Raw genomic sequence first — 19,552 nt, 5'->3', positions numbered from 1 at the left:
CATGATTGCGGCCGCCGTGGGCGAGCCGTCCTGCCCTGTCAAAGTGATGCTTCGGCGCTCCGGCGACGGGAGCTGAATTTCAATCCACCGGAAACGAATGAGGAAATGCCATGAAAGTCGTCGTGCCCGTGAAGCGCGTGATCGACTATAACGTCAAGGCCAGGGTAAAAGCCGATGGGTCTGGCGTTGATCTTGCCAATGTCAAGATGTCGATGAATCCGTTCGACGAAATTGCCCTGGAAGAGGCGATCCGTCTCAAGGAAGCTGGGCAAGCCGAGGAAGTCGTTGCGGTCTCCGTCGGCGTGAAGCAGGCGCAGGAAACCCTGCGCACCGCTCTGGCCATGGGGGCGGACCGGGCGATACTGGTCGTAGCCGCCGATGACGTGCACGCCGACATCGAGCCGCTGGCGGTGGCCAAGATCCTGAAGGCCGTGATCGACGAAGAACAGCCCATGCTGGTCATCGCCGGCAAGCAGGCGATCGACAACGACATGAATGCGACCGGCCAGATGCTGGCGGCGCTGCTCGGCTGGGGACAGGCGACCTTCGCCTCGAAGCTCGAACTCGACGGCGCTGCCGCCAGGGTCACGCGTGAGGTCGATGGCGGACTTCAGGTCGTCGAGGTCAGGCTGCCGGCGATCGTCACCGCGGATCTGCGGCTGAACGAGCCGCGCTACGCCTCCCTGCCCAACATCATGAAAGCCAAGAAGAAGCCGCTTACGGAGAAGACCGCCGCCGATTACGGCGTCGATGTCACGCCGCGGCTCGAGATTGTGAAAACGGCCGAGCCGGCCGCGCGTTCGGCGGGCATAAGGGTCGCCAATGTCGATGAACTGGCGGCGAAACTCAAGGAAACGGGGGTTATCTGATGGCTGTTCTTGTTGTTGCGGAAGTGAAAGACGGCAAACTGGACGTTGGCGCGACCGCTAGGGCGGTGAATGCGGTAAAGCCGCTCGGAGACATTACGGTGCTCTGCACTGATGGCGCAGCGGGCAAGGCGGCGGGAGGGATTGCCGGCGTGACGAGCGTCATCGTGGCCGATGGCGACAGCCTCGCCCATCGCCTGGCCGAGCCTGTCGCCGACCTGATCGCGTCGCTCGCCGGCGATTTCACCCACATCGTCGCGCCATCCACCAGCGATGCGAAGAACATCATGCCGCGCGTGGCGGCGCTGCTGGACGTGATGGTGATCCCGGACGTTTCCCGCATCGTCGATGCCGATACGTTCGAGCGTCCCGTTTATGCGGGTAACGCGATCCAGACCGTACGGTCCAGGGACGAAAAGAAGGTGATGACGATTCGCACCGCCGCCTTCGATCCGGCAGGCGACGGCGGTTCGGCGGCGGTGTCCGAGGTCAACGTGCCTGTAGCTTCTGAACTGTCCTCCTGGGTTGGCGATGAGGTCGCCAAAAGCGACCGTCCGGAACTGGCCTCGGCCGGTATCGTGGTCTCGGGCGGCCGCGGTCTTGGCTCGGAAGAGAACTTCGCCCTGGTCGGCGAACTGGCGGACAGACTGGGCGCCGCCGTTGGCGCTTCGCGCGCCGCCGTCGATTCCGGATTTGCCCCGAACGATCTCCAGGTGGGCCAGACCGGCAAGATTGTCGCGCCCGATCTCTACCTTGCCGTCGGCATCTCGGGTGCGATCCAGCATCTTGCGGGCATGAAGGATTCGAAGATCATCGTCGCGATCAACAAGGATGAGGAAGCGCCGATCTTTCAGGTCGCCGATTACGGCCTGTGCGCGGATCTCTTTACCGCCGTTCCCGAACTGATCGAGAAACTCTGAGGGGCATCGCAGCCCCTCCCGTGAAGGGCCGGGCTCTCGCCCGGTCCGTCCGGCCTATTTCGGGCCCATCCGCAGCGCGCCGTCGAGGCGGATGACCTCGCCGTTCAGCATCGGATTTTCGATAATGAAGCGCGCGAGCCTTGCATATTCCTCCGGCTGGCCGAGCCGCGAGGGGAAGGGGACCGACTGCCCCAGACTCTCCTGCGCCGCCTGTGGCAGGCTCTTCAGCATCGCCGTCTCGAAGATACCGGGCGCGATGGTGCAGACGCGAATGCCGAGTGATGCGCCCTCGCGCGCGGCGGGCAGCGTCAACCCCACCACCCCGCCTTTCGAGGCAGCATAGGCGGTCTGACCGATCTGGCCCTCATAGGCCGCGATCGACGCGGTGTTGACCGCGACCGCGCGTTCCCCGGTCTCCAGCGGGGTCTCGCCGGCGGCTGCTTCAAACAGCATGCGCAGTGTGGCGAAGGTCCCGATCAGGTTCACGTTGATCGCCCTGACGAAGGCATCGAGCGGCATCGTGCCCTTGCTCGAAACGATCTTCTGTGCCGGGGCGATGCCGGCGCAGTTCACCAGAATGCGAGGCGCGCCGTGGGCTGCTATGGCGGCGTTGAACGCAGCCTCGACCGAGGCGCCATCGGATACGTCGCAACGCAGCGCGAGCCCGCCAATGGTTGCCGCGTGCTGCTCCGCCGCTTCGATGTTGAAGTCGAGAAGAGCCACCTTGGCCCCGGCATCGGCCAGCATCCGCGCCGTCGCCGCGCCGAGCCCGGAGCCGCCCCCGGTCACGATTGCCGATTGTCCCTGGATTTCCATATGCGACCCTCCCTGTTCGGCCATAACTCTGGAAATATTACTATAGAGTAAGATTGTTTCTGACAAGAATATTTCTGCTCACGATGTGTCCGCAACGAGGAGGCTCGTAAAGGGTGGTAATTAGAGCTTTAGGGATTGACGAGAAATATACTCAAGAGTAACCATAGGTTCCAAGCAAGGTTGGAGAGCCCATGAGCGCGCAGGATCGACCAAACCCGTCCCCGTGGGGGAGCCTCAAGGACAGGGCGAACATTCAAAAGCGCAAGCGTGAGGCTGTGCTTGAAACGGCCGTGCGCCATTTCAACGCGCGGGGCTTCGTGGCGACCTCGATGGACGATGTGGCGGCCGAACTCAACGTCACCAAGCCGACGATCTATCACTATTTCAGGAACAAGGACGAAGTCCTGTTCGCCTGCGTGCGGCGGGGCCTCGAGGCTCTCAGCGAGGCCGCCGTAGAGGCGTCCCGAGAGCGCGGTCCCGGCCTGTGGCGGCTGGCGCAGGTCATGCGCCGCTACGGCATGATCATGACCCAGGATTTCGGCCGGATCATCACGCGCACCGGCGATTTCGAGCTTTCCGATGAAAGCCGCGCGACCTTTCGCGCGCTCAAGCGCGAGATCGATCTCACCATGCGCTCGCTGGTGCAGGAGGGGATCGACGACGGGTCGATCAAGGGCACGGATGCGCGGATGATCACCTTTACCATCACAGGAGCGCTGAACTGGATCGGCCGCTGGTACGATCCCGACGGCGCCGTGCCCGCCAGGGACGTGGTGGACGGCGTGGTGGCAACGCTGCTGGCCGGCCTTGAAGCCTGAGGAGGATATCAAACTGCCTGTTCCCGACAAGTTCGCGGCGGGGCTGCGTGCGCCCGTCATCGTATCGCCGATGTTCCTGACCTCCGGGCCTGACCTCGTCTCGGCCTGTTGCGGCAAGGGCCTCATTGGCACGTTTCCGGCCTTGAACCAGAGGACCGTCGAGGGGTTTTCCGACTGGCTCACCATGATCGAGGAGCGCCGCGCCGCCGTCGGGCGCGCGGCGGTCTATGGCGTCAACCTGATCGTGCACAAGACCAATCCCCGCCTTGCGGCCGATCTCGAAGTCGTGGTGAAGCACAAGGTGCCGCTGGTCATCACCTCGCTCGGCGCCGTGCCGGATGTGGTGGATGCGGTCCATTCCTATGGCGGGATCATCATGCATGATGTGATCCGCACCCGCCACGCCGAAAAGGCGGTGGAGGCCGGGGTGGACGGGATCGTCGCGGTCGCCGCCGGCGCCGGCGGGCATGCCGGGCTGATGAGCCCGTTCGCGCTGGTCGGCGAGATCCGGTCGTTCTTCGATGGCATCGTCGCCCTCGCGGGCGCGATCAGCAACGGCCGCGATGTCGCCGCCGCGCGGATGATGGGGGCCGATTTCGCCTATATGGGCACGCGGTTCATGGCCACCGAGGAAGCCATGGTTAGCGACGCGCAAAAGCAGATGATGGTCTCTTCAAGCGCCGCCGACGTGCTGTATACCAAGAACATTTCCGGCGTTCACGCGAATTTCCTGCGGCCTTCCGTCGTTGCCGCCGGGCTCGATCCGGACAATCTGCCGGACCATCAGGAACTCGACATGCGCAACGAGGCGAGAGCCTGGAAGAATGTCTGGTCGGCGGGCCAGGGCGTCGGCGCCATCCATGATGTGCGCCCCGCCGCCGAACTCGCCGAGGCGCTGGTTGCGGAATATCGCGAGGCGATGCGCCAGGCGGCGCGCGATCCTTTCCTGGAGGATGCGTCGTGAGCGACGCGCCGGTCGAGGTCTCCTTCGCGGACGGGGTCGGGCGCATCACCTTCAACCGTCCCGAGGCCATGAACGCCGCGGATGTCGCGACGGCGGTTGCGTTTCGCGACGGCGTTCGCGCGCTCGCGGCCGAACCCGCTCTGCGGGTCATCGTGCTTTCCGGAGCGGGCCGCGCCTTCATGGCCGGGGGCGACCTTGCAAGCTTTCGCAAGGCCCAAGACCGGAGCGGCTTTGCCCATGAACTGATTGCGCCGATCCATGAGGGACTGGCGCTCCTTTCCGAATGCCGGGCGGTCTCGATCGCCGCGGTCCAGGGTGTTGCGGCGGGCGCCGGGATGAGCGTCGCGCTTGCCGCCGACCTGTGTCTGGCGGGGCAGTCCGCATCCCTCTCCACGGCCTATGTGCGGGTCGCCGGACCCGGCGACTGCGGCATCACCTGGGCCCTTCCGCAATTGGTGGGGCCGCGCAAGGCGCTGGAACTGATGCTGCTTTCGCCCACCATCGACGCGGACGAAGCGCTGCGGCTGGGGCTCGTGAACCGCGTCGTCGCCGATGAGGCGCTCGCGACGGAAACGGACCAACTGGCCGCGCGGCTTGCAGCCGGCCCTGCAGGCGCAATGGCGCGGATCAGGGATCTGATCCGCAGACCGCGCGCCCATTATGCCGCCCACCTCGATGCCGAACGCACAGCCTTCGCCGCCTCGGCGGCGGAACCGGATTTCGACGAGGCGCTGGAGGCCTTCTTCAATAAACGTAAACCGAACTTTACGGCAGGCTGACATGACTTTGGACACACAGCACCACCCCATCGCGCTTTATGCCGCCGAGACCGGCATCCGCCGGGCGGCCGTCATCGGCGCGGGCAGCATGGGCGCAGGCATCGCGGCGCAATTCGCCAATGCGGGCATTCCCGTCGAACTGCTCGATATTGCGGGCGAGGATAACCGCAACGGGCCGGCCGAGGCGGGGATCGCGCGGCAGATCAAGACGCGCGGCTTCATGGGCGAGGCGGGTCCCGCGCTGGTGCGGGCGGGCAATGTCGAGGACAATCTCGATCGCCTGGCCGATTGCGATTGGATCGTCGAGGCGATTGTCGAGCGGCTGGACCTGAAGCGGGCGCTCTACCACAAAATAGAGCAGGTGCGTCGTCCGGGGGCCATCGTGTCGTCAAACACCTCGACCATTCCGCATGCCGAACTGATCGGCGGATTGCCGGCCAGCTTCGCCCGCGATTTCGTCATCAGCCACTTCTTCAACCCGCCGCGCGTGATGCAATTGTTCGAGTTCGTGACGACGCCGGAAACCGATCCCGCCATCACTGCGCGGGTGCGCGCCGCGGCCCAAGCGGTGCTCGGCAAGACCGTGGTGGAGTGCCGCGACACGCCGGGCTTCATCGCCAACCGGATCGGCTGTTTCTGGATGGCCGCCGCCGCGATCGAGGCGGTGCGAATGGGCCTGACCGTCGAGGAGGCCGATGCCGTTCACGGGGCCTTCGGCGTGCCGCGCACCGGCGTCTTCGGCCTGTTCGATCTGGTCGGCATTGATCTGGTGCCGCAGGTATGGGCGAGCCTCTTGGCGGCGCTTCCGCCGTCCGACCGGCTGCATCGCTTCAACCTGCCCGCCGACGAAACCATGACCGCGCTGATCGCCGCCGGGCGTTTCGGCCGCAAGTCGGGGGCCGGCTTCTACCGAAAGGGGGACGCGGGCATGGAGGCGCTGGACCTCGTTACCCGCGAATATCGCGCGCTTCAGCCCGTAAACCCCGCTTCCCTGCCCGCCGGCGGGCGCGACGCCGGCGCGATGCTCGCGGCGGAAGGCAGGCTCGGCGATTACGCCCGTGCGGTCTTTGCCAATGTGCTTTGCTATACGGCCGAAAATGGCGCCGAGATCGCCGGCGATGTCGAGGCGATCGATGCCGCCATGGCGCTCGGCTATGGCTGGCGACAGGGGCCGTTCGCGCTCGCCGACCGGGTGGGCGCTTCGCGGACCGCCGAGGTGGTGAAGTTGGTTCTCGGCGAAACGCCGGCGCTTGTCGCGCGAGCGGAGGAGGAAGGCGGGTTCTATCGTGATGGCCTTGCGCTGTCGGTTGCCGGCGGCCGCATTGCCGCGCCGGTGGTGGCGCGTCCCGCCCTTTCCGACGCGAAATCAGCCGCTCCGGTGATCGCAACCGAGGGGGCGAGCCTATGGGACATGGGCGACGGCGTCGGCTGTTTCGAGGTGCACACCAAGATGAACGCCCTGCACCCGACCGTGTTCGATGCGCTGGAACGGACGCTGAAGGAAGCGTCGGACCGGTTCCGTGCACTGGTCATCGGCAATGACGATCTGCGCGCCTTCTCGGTCGGGGCCGACCTGACCTTCATCCTCGGCATGACGCGTGCGGGGGATTTCGCGGCGCTCGAGCGTTATATCCGGCGCGGCCAGGAGCTCTATCTCGCGCTGAAATACGAAAACCTGCCCGTGGTAGCGGCAATGCATGGCTATGCGCTGGGCGGCGGCTGCGAGTTCGCCCTGCATGCCGATGCGATCGTCGCCCATGCCGAACTGAACGCCGGCCTGCCCGAGGGGAATGTCGGCCTGATCCCGGGCTGGGGCGGCTGCACCCAGCTTGCGCTGCGCAACTTTGCGCTGGGGCTGGATGCTGATGGCGCGGCACGCAGGACCTTCGCCGCCATCCACGCCGCAAGGCCCTCGACCTCGGCCGAGGAGGCACGCGCCATGGGTATTCTGCGCCCCGGCGACCGGCATGTCATGGCCCGCAGCCTGCTGCTCGATGCCGCGAAGGCGCGGGCGATCGCTCTCGCCGAGGCCGGATACGCGCCGCCCGATCGCGCCCGCATCGCCCGCCCCGGTCCCGCGACCGGCGATCAGCTGATCGCGGGCCTTGAGGGGACGGCGAGCGAGGCCGATATCGCGATTGCGCGCGCGCTTGCCCGCGTGGTCTGTGGCGAAAGCGTCGACGCGATCGATGAGGCCGCCATGATGGCCGAAGAGCGCGCGGCCCTGCTCGCTCTTGCCCGCACCGAAACCACCGCGGCCCGGATGGAGCACATGCTCAAGACCGGCAAACCCTTGAAGAACTGAGGAGGAAGGGCATGGCTGAAGCCTATATCGTCGCCGCGCGGCGCACCGCCGGCGGCCGCCGCAAGGGGCGGCTCAGGGAATGGCATCCGGCGCGCCTTGCCGCCGTGGTGCTGGAGGACCTCGTGTCGCAGACCGGCATAGACCCGGCGCTGATCGAGGATGTCATCATGGGCTGCGTCAGCCAGGGCGGCGAACAGTCGACCCAGGTCGGCCGCAATGCGATTCTCGCCTCCTCGCTGCCCGACAGTATTCCCGCGGTGACCATCGACCGGCAATGCGGTTCGTCCCAGCAGGCGGTGCAGTTCGCCGCGCAGGTGGTGATGTCCGGCACCCAGGATATCGTGATCGCCGCGGGCGTCGAGAGCATGACGCGGGTTCCCATGGGCTCGCCCGTCAAGCTCTATGCAGATGTCGGGCTGGGGATTGGCCCTCATGCCGACGAAGTGGTCGCGCGCTACGGCACGCGTGATATCTCGCAATTCGTCGGCGCCGAGATGGTGGCCGAGAAGCACGGCCTCACCAAGGAAGCAATGGACGCATTCGCGCTGCAGAGCCACCAGCGTGCAATCGCCGCGACGCGCGCGGGCGCCTTCGCCGACGAAATCATCCCGCTGGACGGGGTTGATGAGAACGGCGATGCCGTTGCCCACGACACCGACGAGGGCATCCGTTTCGACGTGACCCTCGAGGGCATTGCCGGCGTCCGGCCGCTCACGGAAAAGAACCTGATCACCGCCGCCACGGCGAGCCAGATGTGCGACGGGGCTTCGGGCATCATGGTGGTCTCGGAGCGCGCGCTGAAGGCGCACGACTTGACGCCGCTCGCCCGCATTCACACACTTTGCGTGACGGCGGGCGATCCGATCATCATGCTGGAAGAGCCGCTGCGGGCCACCGACATCGCGCTGAAGAAGGCCGGGATGCGGATCGATGACATCGATCTCTTCGAGGTCAACGAGGCCTTTGCCTCCATTCCGCTGGCCTGGCTCAAGCATACCGGCGCCGACCCAGACAGGATGAACGTCAATGGCGGCGCGATCGCGCTCGGCCACCCGCTGGGCGCCACCGGCGCCAAGCTCATGACGACGCTGATCCACGGCTTGCGCAGGCGCGGCAAGCGCTACGGTCTTCAGACCATGTGCGAGGGCGGCGGCATCGCCAACGTGACCGTTCTCGAGGCGCTCTGAGGCGCAAAGCGCGGCCGCATATGCATCGGCCGCGCGCGATCCTTTCCGGTTTATCGGTCAGGCTGTCAGCGCCCGGCCGATCACCATTTTCTGGATGTCGCTGGTGCCTTCGTAGATCTGGCACACCCGCACGTCGCGATAGATCTTCTCGACCGGATAATCCTCGACATAGCCGTAGCCGCCGAAAATCTGCATCGCGTCGGAGACGACGCGTTCCGCCATTTCCGAGGCAAACAGTTTGGCCATCGAGGCCTCCTGCAGCGCCGGCGCGCCGGTCTCCCGGATCGCGGCGGCGTGGCGCACAAGATGGCGCGCCGCCTCGATGCGGGTCGCCATGTCCGCCAGCCGGAACGAAACCGCCTGATGCTCGCAGAGCCGCTTGCCCATGCTGCTCCGTTCCCTGGAATAGGCAATCGCATGGTCGAGCGCGGCGCGGGCCATGCCGACGGATTGCGAGGCGATCCCGATCCGCCCGCCTTCGAGATTTGAAAGCGCGATGCGGTATCCCTGGCCTTCTTCGCCCAGAAGGTTGCCGGCGGGCACGACCATGTCGTCAAAGGCGATCTGGCAGGTGTCGGAGAGGCGCTGGCCAAGCTTCTTCTCGGTCGCCGCCACGCGGTAGCCGGGGGTATCGGTGGGCACGATGAAGGCGGAAATGCCGCGCTTTCCCGCCTCCGGATCGGTCACCGCGAAGACGATGGCGATATCGCCGTTTGCGCCCGACGTGATGAACTGCTTGGTGCCGTTCAGCACATAGCCCTCATCCGTCCGCCGCGCGCGGGTGTTGAGTGCGGAGGCATCGGAGCCCGCATGCGGCTCGGTCAGGCAGAATGCCCCGATATGCTCGCCGGTTGCCATTTTTGGCAGAAAGGCGCGCTTCTGCTCCTCCGCGCCGAACTTCACGATCGGCGTGCAGCCGACCGAGTTGTGCACCGACATGATCGTCGACAGCGCCCCGTCGCCGGCGGCGATTTCCTCCAGCGCCACGGCATAGCTGACGGCATCGAGCATCGCGCCGCCATATTCCTCCGGCACCGTCATGCCCATCAGGCCGAGTTCGCCCATCTCACGGATCACGTCGCGGGGGAAATGCGCGGTGCGGTCCCATTCGGCCGTGTTGGGCAGGAGCCGCTCGCGCGCGAAGCGGCGCGCCATGTCCTCGATCATGCGTTGGTCTTCGTTCAGCAGCATGCCAATTCCTCACACAAGTTCGACGGCAACGGCTGTGGCCTCGCCGCCGCCGATGCAGAGCGCGGCGACGCCCCGTTTCAGCCCCCGTGCGCGAAGGGCCGCAAGCAGCGTCACGATGATCCGCGCGCCCGAACAGCCGATCGGGTGGCCGAGCGCGCAGGCCCCGCCATTCACGTTCATCCTGTCATGCGGGATGTCGAGATCGCGCATCGCGGCCATGGTGACCACGGCGAAAGCCTCGTTCACCTCGAAAAGGTCGACATCGCCAATGCTCCAGCCGGCCTTGTCCAGCACCTTGCGAATGGCGGAGACCGGGGCGGTGGTGAAGAGATTGGGCTCCTGGGCATGGCTCGCCTGCGCGACGAGGCGGGCGATAGGCGAGAGGCCCCTTGCCTCGACCGCTTTGGCGCCGGCAAGCACGAGGGCCGCCGCGCCGTCGGAGATCGATGACGAGGTCGCCGCCGTCACCGTGCCGCCCTCGCGGAAGGCCGGCCGCAGTTTCGGTATCTTCTCGGGTTTCGCCCGGCCGGGCTGCTCGTCCGTGGTCACGCCGTCAACGGCGACGATCTCGTCGACGAAATCGCCGTCAGCGATCGCGCGGCTGGCGCGCGCCAGGCTCTCGAGGGCGAAGGCGTCCTGCGCCTCGCGGCTGAAGCTATAGGCTTCGGCGCATTCCTCGGCAAAAGTACCCATCGAACGGCCCTTGTCGTAGGCGTCCTCCAGCCCGTCGAGAAACATGTGGTCGATGACCTTGCCATGGCCGATCCGGTAGCCCGCGCGCGCCCTGTCCAGCAAATAGGGGGCATTCGTCATGCTTTCCATGCCGCCCGCGACCACAATATCGGCGCTGCCGGCAACGAGGAGATCGCGCGCCAACATTGTGGCCTTCATGCCCGAGCCACAGACCTTGGAGACCGTGGTGCACGGCGTCGCAAACGGCAGGCCGGCCCCCACCGCCGCCTGTCGCGCCGGCGCCTGACCGAGGCCCGCAGGCAGGACATTGCCCATGAGGACCTCGTCGACGTCTCCGGCTTCAGTCCCGCTGCGATCCAATGCAGCCTTTATCGCGGCGGCACCCAGTTCGGTCGCGGAGAGATGGGCAAGCGTCCCCTGAAAACCGCCCATGGGCGTGCGTGCCGCGCCAAGCAGAAAGACACCGGCCATCGTCATTCGATCCTCCAATCCAATTACCTTACTACAGAGTAATACCTTTACTCAATTTATGGTCCATCCGCCAGCCCTGATTCGAACCATGAAGGGCGGGCCCTCAACCTGGGTCGCCAGGGCAGGGAAACGGCAAGTGCGGGCATGGGAAGGCGGGCCGGTGCCGCGCTCCGGCGGGCAGAGACCTCGATCTGTTGCCGGCTGGCTCCCATAGACCACCACCCCAGGGGCAGCAGCCCGCGTTCCTCAGGGGGCTCCCTTTTACGCATCAGCCATCCTGGGTGCAGCGTCGTATACGCGCGCCGATGGCAGCGCTGGTGATCAAGTCATCGACCTGTTCACGCGTATAACCGAGGGTTTCCATCAGCACGGCCTGCGTATCCTCTCCGAGCTGCGAGGGCGCGTCTGCGGGGCGGGAGCCACTGCCGTCAAACCGGATCGGTCCGCGAACGATGCGGAGGTCGCCGATTTCGGGATGGTGAACCGTCTCGATAAGTTCGTTCGCCTTCACATGTTCCTGCTCCAGCGCCTCTCCGATTGAAAGAATCGGCGCGTTGGGCACGTCGAACTCTGACAGTTTTGCCAGCCAGTAGGCCGTGTCGTTCTTCATCATCCGTTCATTGATGATCGGCTCGAGAAGAGCGCGGTTTTCAAGTCGACACTGGTAAAGGGCAAAGCGCGGATCCTTAATCAGGTCTTCGCGTCCGAGACAGCGGGCGAAGTTGTGCCAGAAGCGCTCGGTCAGGCAGGCGACGATGACATAGCCATCCGATGTCGGAAACGAGCCATAGGGCACGATGCTTTGATGCTGCGTGCCAACCGGCTTCGGACTTTCGCCGGTCAGGAAATAGATCTGAGAGAGATAGCCCTGCATCGCGATCAGGCTGTCGAGCATGGCCACTTCGACATGCCGACCATGCCCTTTCACATCGCGTTCGTGCAAGGCGGCGAGAATGCCGAAGACGGAGAAAATACTGCCCGCCATGTCGCCGAGCGGTAGACCGAGCTTGTTCGGCGGCTGGCCCGGTTCGCGGTTGACGCTCATCACGCCGGAAAGCGCCTGCGCCACAATATCGAAGGCGGGCCTGTCGCGATGCGGACTTTCGGCGCCGAAGCCCGAAATGGAACAATAGATCAGGCCCGGGTTTTCCGCCTTCAGGCTCTCATAGCCGAGGCCGAGACGATCCATCACGCCGGGCCGGAAGTTTTCCAGAACGATATCGCTTTTGGCCGACAATTCACGGGCGATCTTCGCTCCCTCCGGCGTTTTCAGGTCTAGGGCGACGCTTTTCTTGGAGCGGTTGAGGGCGATGTAATAGTGGCTCATCCCGCCCTTGAACGGCGGAAAGCCGCGCGTCTCGTCGCCCTTCTCGATCGGCTCGACCTTGATGACCTCCGCGCCGAGATCGGCCAGCACCATGGAGGCATAGGGACCGGAGAGGATGCGCGAGAAATCGAGGACCCTGATGCCCGAAAGCGGCCCCTTGCTTTGGCTATTGTCTGTCATCGCCCGCCCCCTTTGCGCGTGATCTTCATCACCGCCGTCGCCAGCGCGACGGTTCTCTCGCCTTCTCGCACTGCGGCGTCGACGAACATCATCGAGCCCGACGTCTGCCGCACCGCCGCTTCGGCCTCAAGGCGGGCGCCGGGTCGGGCGCTGTCGGTGAAGCGCGTGCTCATCTCGACCGTCACCACCGGCGCCCGGCCCGCTGCCTGCCAGGCGACGAGCGCGATCGCCTGGTCGGCGAGACCGGCGATCACGCCGCCATGGATCAGGCCGAGAGCGTTGGCATGCGCCTCGCCGGTCTCAAGCGCATAGGTAAAAACCCCGTCGTCGCGACGCCGCGCATATAGCGGCCCGATGCCGGCCATGAAGCCGCCCGCATTCAGGGGCTTCCAGCCGTTCTCCTCCCGTAACTCCGTCAAGTTCAACTCCCTGTCGAAAATTCCAGTTTCTCGATCTCGCCGCGCACGGCCACAAGCGCCTCGGCGAGTTTCGGTATGTCGTGCTCCTCCAGCCGCTCGCTGATGCCGATGGCTACGAGCGAGCGGATCATCTCTCCCCTGGCGTTGAACATCGGCACGGCGACCACGGTAACGCCGGAAATATAGATGCCGCGATCCACGGCATAGCCGCGCCTCTTCGCCTCGTCGATTTGCGTGAGCCAATCCTCGAATGCCGGCGGATGATCCCAGATCAGCTTTTCAAATCTCTGTCTGAGCGTTTCCTCATCGAGCGCACCGAAGGCGGCAAAAAGCCGACCCGTGGCCGAGATCAGGGCCGGAAACCGCGAACCGAGATCGACCTGCAGGCGGAAGGGCAGGGTCGACTGCGATAGCGCGACGACCACCATCTGCCCGGGCCCGGCAAGTTGGGTCGCAATCGCGGTAACGCCGAACGTGGTCGAAAGCGCCGACAGATGCGGCTGCACCAGCGTCGAGAAGGTGTTCTTCTGCAGCGCCGAGCGGGCAAGCGGCAGGATGCCGATGCCGATCGCGTAGCGCTTGGTCTGCGTGTCGAATTCCACCAGCCCCTCATCCTGGAGCACCCGCAGGATATGCAGGCATGTGCTCGGGATCAGGCCCAGTTCACGGGCGATCGGGTTCACGCCCATGGGTTCGTTGCTACGCGCCAGAAAACGCAGGATCGCGATGGCGCGGGTGACGGCCGGCACCTGTCTCTTGCTCGTCTGGCCGCTGTCATCTTCAGCCATGTGCCCTCCTCGGAAGCGTTATTTCATTGTATATATACAATAAGAATAACATATTGACAATAGGCTAATTGTTTCTCTACCTTTGTCAATGAGCACGGCGGGCCACAAACCGCGGTGGAGGAACTGGGAGGAAAGCTGCATGGTCCGGTTGACGGATTTCACGTCCTATGCGGATGCGCAGAAGCACTACAGCAAGGAAGCGCTCTGGGAGCTGTTCGACGGCGACCGGGCGCATTTCAACATCGCGCATGAATGTATCGACCGGCATGCCGAGGCCGACCGGGTCGCGCTCCGGATCGCGCATGCCGACGGCCATGACGAGATCATCAGCTTCGAGGAAATCGCCCGCCGGTCTTCGCAGATCGCGCATTTCCTGAAAGGCAAGGGTATCGGCAAGGGCGATCGCATCGCGGTGATGATCGAGCCGTCCCTGCCGTTCTATGCGGCAATCTTCGGGGCAATGAAGGTCGGCGCGGTGGCCGTGCCGCTGTTCACGCTTTTCGGTCCGGACGGCATTCGCCTGCGCGTCAATGACTGCAAGCCGAAGCTCTTTTTCACCAATGCCGAAAAGGCCGACGTTGCCCGCGAGGCGGGGGCTGAGAACGTGACGGTTGCCGACAGCGACCTGCTAGCAAGCCTCGATGATCTTCCCGTCCGGTTCGAATGCGACACGGCGGGCAATGATCTTGCGGTCCTGCAATATACATCCGGCACGACCCGGCTTCTGCCGGCGGCCGTCGAGCACAGCCATCGTTCGATCGTTACGCTGATGGTCGCCGCTCTCTACGCCACCGGCATTCGCCCCGGCGATCGCTTCTTCTGCCCGTCATCGCCCGCCTGGGGGCACGGTCTGTGGCACGGCACGCTTGCGCCGCTGGCCATGGGCGTGTCGACCGGCACTTTTTCCGGCAAGTTCGATCCGGTCCGTCTTTTGAAGGCACTGCATGATTTCCGGATCACCAATCTGACGGCGGCTGCCACCCATTACCGGATGATGCGCAATTCCGGCGCAGCGGAGAACTACGACTACTGTTTCGACAAGCTGTCCTTCACCGGCGAGCCCATCGACAGCGAGACGGCGGCCTATGTCGAGCGCGTGTTCGGCACCAAGGTGCGCTCCATGTACGGCACCACCGAGATCGGCGTGATCATCGCCAACTATCCCGGCGCCGACGATCTGGAGGTGCGCGACGGGGCCATGGGCAAGCCGGTCCCCGGCGTCGAGGTGGCCGTGCACCGGCCCGATGGTTCCGATTGCGATCCCGGCGAGACCGGCGAATTGATGGTGCTCAAGGGCGGGCAGTGGTTCCCGACCAAGGATCTCGGTCGCGTCGATGAGGACGGCTATTTCTATCATGGCGGCCGCGCCGACGATGTCATCATTTCCGCCGGCTGGACAATTGGCGCGGTCGAGGTCGAAGACGCGATCCTCAGCCATCCCGCCGTTGCCGAATGCGGTGTGATCGGCACGCCCGATCCCGTGCGCGGCCAGGTCGTCAAGGCCTACATCATTTTGAAGGGAAAAGAGGAAGAGGGGCTGAAGCAGAGCATTCAGGATCATGTCCGCGCCCGCCTCGCCCGCCACGAATATCCGCGCCAGATCGCCTTCGTCTCCGAACTGCCGAAGACACAGGCCGGCAAGGTGAACCGCAAGATCCTGCGCACGCAGGACCAGGAAAATCTGGCCTCCGCCCGTTAGGCGGCAGCGCGCAGTCATCGTCCAAGGAGGAACGAGATGAATGAGATGGTAAGGAAATTTCCGAAGATCACCGAGGAGGGCCTTGATGATCTTCGCGGCCGCATCGGCGTCAAGATCGGCAAGACGGTCGAGCCCTGGTGCTACGAGGCGACCCGCGACAATATCCGCCACTATGCCCATGGCATCGGCGACGACAACCCGCTGTGGTGCGATCCCGAATACGCCAAGACCACGCGCTATGGCGATGTCATCGCTCTGCCGAGCTTCCTGTTTGCCACCAGCCGGATCATTTCCGGCTATGTCGGCGGCCTGCCCGGCGTTCATGCCATGTGGTCGGGCGCCGACTGGAACTGGCACAAGGTCATTCCGCGCAACACCGAATTGCGCACCGAGGCCTATCTGAAGGACCTGATCGAGCACGACACCCGTTTTGCCGGCAAGGCGATCCAGCAGATCTATCACGTCGACTTCTACGACGCGAAGACCGGCGATCTTCTGGCCGATGCCGACAGCTGGTGCTTTCGCACCGATCGTGACCAGGCGCGCGAAAACGGTACGAAATATACCGAGGCCCGCGAGCGCGGACGCCGCGTCTACACCCAGGAGGAACTCGACTCCTACTACAAATATTACGAGGCGGAAGAAATCCGAGGCAGCAACACCCGCTATTTCGACGATGTCAACGAGGGCGACGAACTGCCCGTCATGGTCAAGGGGCCGATGACGGCAACCGGCTTCATTGCCTATGCGCAGGGCTGGGGCGGGCTCTATATCCGCGCCAACAAGCTGGCCTGGCAATTGCAGCAGAAGCATCCGTCGGCCGGCATCAAGAACCGCTTCGGCATTCCCGATTGCCCGGAGCGCGTCCACTGGGAAGAGGAGTTCGCGCTCGAGGTCGGCGCCCCCGGTGCCTATGACTACGGGCCTGAACGCGCGTCGTGGCTCACCCATCAGGTGACCAACTGGATGGGCGATGACGGGTTCCTGCGTCAGGCGAAAAGCCAGGTTCGCCGGCATAATCCGGAAGGCGACATCATTCTGATCCACGCAAAGGTGGAGCGGAAATTCGAGGAGGACGGCCGTCACCTTGTCGAGATCAAGCAGCGGGCGGAGCAGCAGGATGGCGAACTTTCCGCCATCGGATCGGCAATCGTCGAACTGCCCAAGCGCTGAAGCGCCATCGTGAAAGGCAGGGCCGGCCGTCAACCATCTGGGAGGTAAGGTTGAACGTTTTGGGGAAAATCCTGAAGACATTCGAAGACATCCTGCATTTTCTGGGATGTCTCGGCCTTGTTACCGTGGTCGTTCTGATCAATGCGGACATTCTGCTCAGGCTGTTCTTCAAGACGCCGGTGCAGTTCCAGTTCGAGTTCACCGAACTCTACCTGATGCCCGCTCTGGCCACCTTGTCGCTCTCGCGCGTCTTTCGCGAGGGCGGGCATCTGGCGCTCGATTTCATGCCCGAGCACCTGCCCGGTCTGACGGGCGCGGTGATCGCAAGATTGCGGTTGCTGCTCCCGGCGGCGTTCTTTGCCGCCGTTACCGTCATGTCGGGGATCTTCGCCTTTCATGCCTTCGCGGGGAAAGACGTCGAATATGGCGTGTATGACTGGCCGCTCGGCTGGGCCTATGCCGTTGTCCCGCTGGGATGCGGCGTCCTGGTCCTGCGGCTGCTTTATGACGCCTGCTCAGCGCGGGCGCCGGAGCCGATGCAAGTGTAACTTCATTCAAGGGAGGAGAATGAAATGACGATAGCAGCCAAGATTTTTGCCGGCATGGCGAGCATGCTGGTTCTGGGCGGCGCCGCTGCCCAGGCCGAGACCCTCAGTCTCGGGGACTTTCAGTCCACCAATCACATCGTTTCCGTGGAGGGAACGACCACGTGGATGCAGGCGGTCGAGGAGGCGACCGGCGGCAAGATCGACTTCAACCACTTTCCCTCCGAACAGGCCGCAAAGGCCAAGGCCCAGCTCGATGCGGTGAACAACGGCATTCTCGATGCCGCGCTCATCGGGGCGTCCTATCATGCCGAAACCCTGCCTCTGAATTCCGTCGTCGGGCTGCCCGGCTATTACGGTTCGGCCGTGCAGGGCACGAAGGCGCTGCAGGCGATGCTGGCGGAAGGTCCGCTCCGCGAGGAGATCCTGGCCGCCGGCGTCACGCCGATCTTCGGTTTCGTGCTGCCGCCCTATCAGGTGCTTGCCAAGGAGCGCCTCGGCGGTCCGGCCGACTGGGAGGCACTTGACGTTCGCACCTCCGGCGCGACCCAGGCGATGACGGCGCGCAGCCTCGGCGGCGTCGGCATTTCGATCCCCGGGCCGGAAGTCTACACCGCCATCGAGCGCGGCCGGCTCGACGCCGTGCTGTTTCCGCTCGCCTCGGTCCCCGGCTACAAGCTGAACGAGGTGGTGAGCCATATTTCCACCAATGGCTCTTTCGGCGGCTACAGCTTCATCATGGTCGTGCGCAGCGACCTGTTCGACAGCCTCGACGCCGATGTCCAGGAAGCGATGATCTCGACCGGCAACGATATCGCCCTGCATGTGGCCAAGGCCCAGGACGACAGCGTTGATGAACTGGTGGCGCAGTGGAAGGCCGAGGGCATCGACACCTACAGCTTCACCGACGAGGAGCTTGCCGCGCTGCGCGAAGAGATGGCGCTGGTGACGGAAGACTGGGTAAGTCGGATCGACGGGGAGCAAACCCAGAATGTGCTTGCAACCTACAAAGAGCTGACAAGCCAGTAAGCATCCTTCATCCGCCTATAACCCGGCCTGCAGCCGTCTCTTTCGCGGTTGCAGGCCACAGGGAGCTTCCGCCCGCACGATGCTGACCTTTCTTGTCATCTCCATTCTTCTGGCCCTGTTCATGGTCTTCCGTATGCCGGTCGCCTTCGCCATGGGGCTTGCAGGCTTTCTGGGACTTGCCGTGCAACTCGGCCCCCGGCCGGCGCTTTCGGTTCTGGAACGGACCTTTTTCGACAGCACGTCGTCATTCATTCTGGTGGCGATCCCGCTGTTCATCCTGATGGCGGAGCTTCTGACGGCGGGACAGGTGACGCGGCGCGCGATCATCGCCTGCCAGAGCTGGATCGGTCATGTGAAGGGCGGGCTTGCCATGGCGACGATTGCCGCCTCGGTCATTCTGGCGGCGCTTGTTGGCAGTTCCACCGCATCGACGGCGGCCATGGCGGCTTCCGCCTTTCCGGAAATGCGCAACCACAATTATTCGCAGCGTCTGGCCGCAGCCGTCGTCTCGGTCGGCGGCACGCTCGCCGTCGTGGTGCCGCCCTCGATCGTGCTCGTGGTCTATGGCGTGCTCACCGAAACCTCGATCGGTAAGCTTTTCATCGCCGGCATCATTCCCGGTCTTCTGACGGCGACGGGCTTTGTCATCGTCATCAAGCTGATCGCCCATCTGACCGATCAGGCGCCGCGCGGCGACGCGTTCAATCTGAAGAAAGCGGCAAAGGACAGCCGCCACGTCCTGCCCATGGGCGCGCTTCTGATACTGGTGATCGGAGCGATCTATGGCGGGCTTGCCTCTCCCTCGGAGGCGGCGGCCCTTGGCGTCATGGGCTCACTGATCATCGTGATCGCCCAGCGCACGATCAGCGTTGCGGGCTTCTCCAGTTCCGTGTCGCGCGCGGTCAAGGCCACGGTCATGATCGTTGCCATCGTCGCCTGTTCGGCAATCTTCTCCAATTATCTGGCGTTTACGCGCATCACCCACACGCTTCTGGATTTCGTCGCGACGACGGATATGCCGCGCGGGGTGATCATGGCGATCATCATCATCACGCTGCTCGTCATGGGCATGTTCATGGATCAGCTCGCGATCCTTTCGCTGGCCATGCCGCTTGCCTTCCCGATCGCGCTTGCGCTCGATTTCGACCCGGTCTGGTTCGGGATCGTGGTGACCAAGACGGTCGAGATCGGCCTTCTGACCCCACCGCTCGGGCTTAATGCCTATGTGGCCGCGGCCCAGACGGGTGTGCCGCTGCGCAAGGTCTTCCTGGGCGTCACGCCGTTTCTCGCCATGGAAATCCTGGTTCTGCTGCTTTTGCTGTTCTTCCCCGCAATCACGCTCTGGCTGCCAAGCCTGATGGTGCGATGAACGGGCGCAGCGC

18 protein-coding genes are annotated in these 19,552 nt (G+C 64.4%); 12 read left to right on the top strand and 6 right to left on the bottom strand.

The genetic code is table 11. The features are described 5' to 3' along the window. Positions 1-110: 110 nt before the first annotated feature. Together Mame_RS02590 and Mame_RS02585 are read left to right on the top strand one after the other, a co-directional pair. On the top strand, positions 111-869 hold the full coding sequence (locus Mame_RS02590) for an electron transfer flavoprotein subunit beta/FixA family protein (RefSeq protein WP_018066285.1): 759 nt from the start codon (positions 111-113) through the stop codon (positions 867-869). After that, entirely contained in the window at positions 869-1,786 is a 918-nt protein-coding gene (locus tag Mame_RS02585; RefSeq protein ID WP_018066286.1) for an electron transfer flavoprotein subunit alpha/FixB family protein, read from the top strand. The genes Mame_RS02590 and Mame_RS02585 overlap by 1 nt, the downstream gene beginning before the upstream one ends. Positions 1,787-1,840: 54 nt before the next feature. On the opposite strand, the gene Mame_RS02580 is transcribed toward Mame_RS02585, so the two are convergent. Further along, positions 1,841-2,602: an SDR family NAD(P)-dependent oxidoreductase gene (locus Mame_RS02580; protein WP_018066287.1), complete on the bottom strand. Its 762-nt coding sequence runs from the start codon at positions 2,600-2,602 to the stop codon at positions 1,841-1,843. 191 nt (positions 2,603-2,793) lie between these two features. On the opposite strand from Mame_RS02580, the gene Mame_RS02575 reads away from it, so the two are divergent. The 5 genes from Mame_RS02575 to Mame_RS02555 are packed head-to-tail and all read left to right on the top strand — an operon-like array spanning position 2,794 to position 8,655. Further along, positions 2,794-3,420: a TetR/AcrR family transcriptional regulator gene (locus tag Mame_RS02575; protein ID WP_026173729.1), complete on the top strand. Its 627-nt coding sequence runs from the start codon at positions 2,794-2,796 to the stop codon at positions 3,418-3,420. Next, complete coding sequence (locus tag Mame_RS02570; protein ID WP_018066289.1) at positions 3,410-4,384, top strand: NAD(P)H-dependent flavin oxidoreductase; 975 nt, start codon at positions 3,410-3,412, stop codon at positions 4,382-4,384. The genes Mame_RS02575 and Mame_RS02570 overlap by 11 nt, the downstream gene beginning before the upstream one ends. Beyond that, entirely contained in the window at positions 4,381-5,163 is a 783-nt protein-coding gene (locus tag Mame_RS02565) for an enoyl-CoA hydratase/isomerase family protein (protein WP_018066290.1), read from the top strand. Before Mame_RS02570 ends, Mame_RS02565 begins: the two co-directional genes overlap by 4 nt. 1 nt (position 5,164) lies before the next feature. After that, a complete protein-coding gene (locus tag Mame_RS02560; RefSeq protein WP_051085146.1) occupies positions 5,165-7,468 on the top strand; it encodes a 3-hydroxyacyl-CoA dehydrogenase/enoyl-CoA hydratase family protein in 2,304 nt (767 codons plus the stop codon). Positions 7,469-7,479: 11 nt separating this feature from the next. Next, entirely contained in the window at positions 7,480-8,655 is a 1,176-nt protein-coding gene (locus Mame_RS02555; RefSeq protein ID WP_018066292.1) for an acetyl-CoA C-acetyltransferase, read from the top strand. A 57-nt stretch (positions 8,656-8,712) separates the two neighbouring features. Here the strand turns inward: Mame_RS02555 and Mame_RS02550 are convergent, their stop codons facing one another. The 5 genes from Mame_RS02550 to Mame_RS02530 all read right to left on the bottom strand — a co-directional run bounded on the left by Mame_RS02550 (position 8,713) and on the right by Mame_RS02530 (position 13,724). Continuing rightward, positions 8,713-9,846, bottom strand: a complete 1,134-nt coding sequence (locus tag Mame_RS02550) for an acyl-CoA dehydrogenase family protein (RefSeq protein WP_018066293.1) — start codon at positions 9,844-9,846, stop codon at positions 8,713-8,715. Between the two features lie 9 nt (positions 9,847-9,855). After that, a complete protein-coding gene (locus Mame_RS02545; RefSeq protein ID WP_018066294.1) occupies positions 9,856-11,016 on the bottom strand; it encodes an acetyl-CoA C-acyltransferase in 1,161 nt (386 codons plus the stop codon). A 262-nt stretch (positions 11,017-11,278) separates the two neighbouring features. After that, a complete protein-coding gene (locus Mame_RS02540) occupies positions 11,279-12,517 on the bottom strand; it encodes a CaiB/BaiF CoA transferase family protein (protein WP_018066295.1) in 1,239 nt (412 codons plus the stop codon). After that, complete coding sequence (locus tag Mame_RS02535; RefSeq protein ID WP_210162275.1) at positions 12,514-12,936, bottom strand: PaaI family thioesterase; 423 nt, start codon at positions 12,934-12,936, stop codon at positions 12,514-12,516. Before Mame_RS02535 ends, Mame_RS02540 begins: the two co-directional genes overlap by 4 nt. Positions 12,937-12,938: 2 nt before the next feature. Continuing rightward, positions 12,939-13,724, bottom strand: a complete 786-nt coding sequence (locus Mame_RS02530; protein WP_018066297.1) for an IclR family transcriptional regulator — start codon at positions 13,722-13,724, stop codon at positions 12,939-12,941. Positions 13,725-13,863: 139 nt separating this feature from the next. On the opposite strand from Mame_RS02530, the gene Mame_RS02525 reads away from it, so the two are divergent. From Mame_RS02525 to Mame_RS02505, 5 genes are all read left to right on the top strand, one after another. Then, complete coding sequence (locus Mame_RS02525) at positions 13,864-15,423, top strand: acyl-CoA synthetase (RefSeq protein WP_018066298.1); 1,560 nt, start codon at positions 13,864-13,866, stop codon at positions 15,421-15,423. A gap of 36 nt (positions 15,424-15,459) precedes the next feature. Continuing rightward, complete coding sequence (locus Mame_RS02520; RefSeq protein ID WP_018066299.1) at positions 15,460-16,596, top strand: FAS1-like dehydratase domain-containing protein; 1,137 nt, start codon at positions 15,460-15,462, stop codon at positions 16,594-16,596. Positions 16,597-16,646: 50 nt separating this feature from the next. Then, a complete protein-coding gene (locus tag Mame_RS02515; protein WP_155122007.1) occupies positions 16,647-17,144 on the top strand; it encodes a TRAP transporter small permease in 498 nt (165 codons plus the stop codon). 24 nt (positions 17,145-17,168) lie between these two features. Next, the gene (locus Mame_RS02510) at positions 17,169-18,170 is read left to right on the top strand and encodes a TRAP transporter substrate-binding protein (RefSeq protein WP_018066301.1); all 1,002 of its coding nucleotides are present in this window, start codon (positions 17,169-17,171) and stop codon (positions 18,168-18,170) included. A 79-nt stretch (positions 18,171-18,249) separates the two neighbouring features. Next, positions 18,250-19,539, top strand: a complete 1,290-nt coding sequence (locus Mame_RS02505) for a TRAP transporter large permease (protein WP_018066302.1) — start codon at positions 18,250-18,252, stop codon at positions 19,537-19,539. Positions 19,540-19,552 lie beyond the last annotated feature (13 nt).

Source organism: Martelella mediterranea DSM 17316 (assembly GCF_002043005.1).
In the GTDB taxonomy this organism is placed as follows: Bacteria; Pseudomonadota; Alphaproteobacteria; order Rhizobiales; family Rhizobiaceae; genus Martelella; species Martelella mediterranea.
This window is presented reverse-complemented; position numbering and strand designations above follow the sequence as displayed.

Coding starts and splice junctions, on each gene's coding strand:
- Mame_RS02590 (WP_018066285.1), top strand. CDS start 111: ATGAAAGTCGTCGTGCCCGTGAAGCGCGTGATCGACTATAACGTCAAG.
- Mame_RS02585 (WP_018066286.1), top strand. CDS start 869: ATGGCTGTTCTTGTTGTTGCGGAAGTGAAAGACGGCAAACTGGACGTT.
- Mame_RS02580 (WP_018066287.1), bottom strand. CDS start 2,602: ATGGAAATCCAGGGACAATCGGCAATCGTGACCGGGGGCGGCTCCGGG.
- Mame_RS02575 (WP_026173729.1), top strand. CDS start 2,794: ATGAGCGCGCAGGATCGACCAAACCCGTCCCCGTGGGGGAGCCTCAAG.
- Mame_RS02560 (WP_051085146.1), top strand. CDS start 5,165: ATGACTTTGGACACACAGCACCACCCCATCGCGCTTTATGCCGCCGAG.
- Mame_RS02555 (WP_018066292.1), top strand. CDS start 7,480: ATGGCTGAAGCCTATATCGTCGCCGCGCGGCGCACCGCCGGCGGCCGC.
- Mame_RS02550 (WP_018066293.1), bottom strand. CDS start 9,846: ATGCTGCTGAACGAAGACCAACGCATGATCGAGGACATGGCGCGCCGC.
- Mame_RS02545 (WP_018066294.1), bottom strand. CDS start 11,016: ATGACGATGGCCGGTGTCTTTCTGCTTGGCGCGGCACGCACGCCCATG.
- Mame_RS02540 (WP_018066295.1), bottom strand. CDS start 12,517: ATGACAGACAATAGCCAAAGCAAGGGGCCGCTTTCGGGCATCAGGGTC.
- Mame_RS02530 (WP_018066297.1), bottom strand. CDS start 13,724: ATGGCTGAAGATGACAGCGGCCAGACGAGCAAGAGACAGGTGCCGGCC.
- Mame_RS02525 (WP_018066298.1), top strand. CDS start 13,864: ATGGTCCGGTTGACGGATTTCACGTCCTATGCGGATGCGCAGAAGCAC.
- Mame_RS02520 (WP_018066299.1), top strand. CDS start 15,460: ATGAATGAGATGGTAAGGAAATTTCCGAAGATCACCGAGGAGGGCCTT.
- Mame_RS02510 (WP_018066301.1), top strand. CDS start 17,169: ATGACGATAGCAGCCAAGATTTTTGCCGGCATGGCGAGCATGCTGGTT.
- Mame_RS02505 (WP_018066302.1), top strand. CDS start 18,250: ATGCTGACCTTTCTTGTCATCTCCATTCTTCTGGCCCTGTTCATGGTC.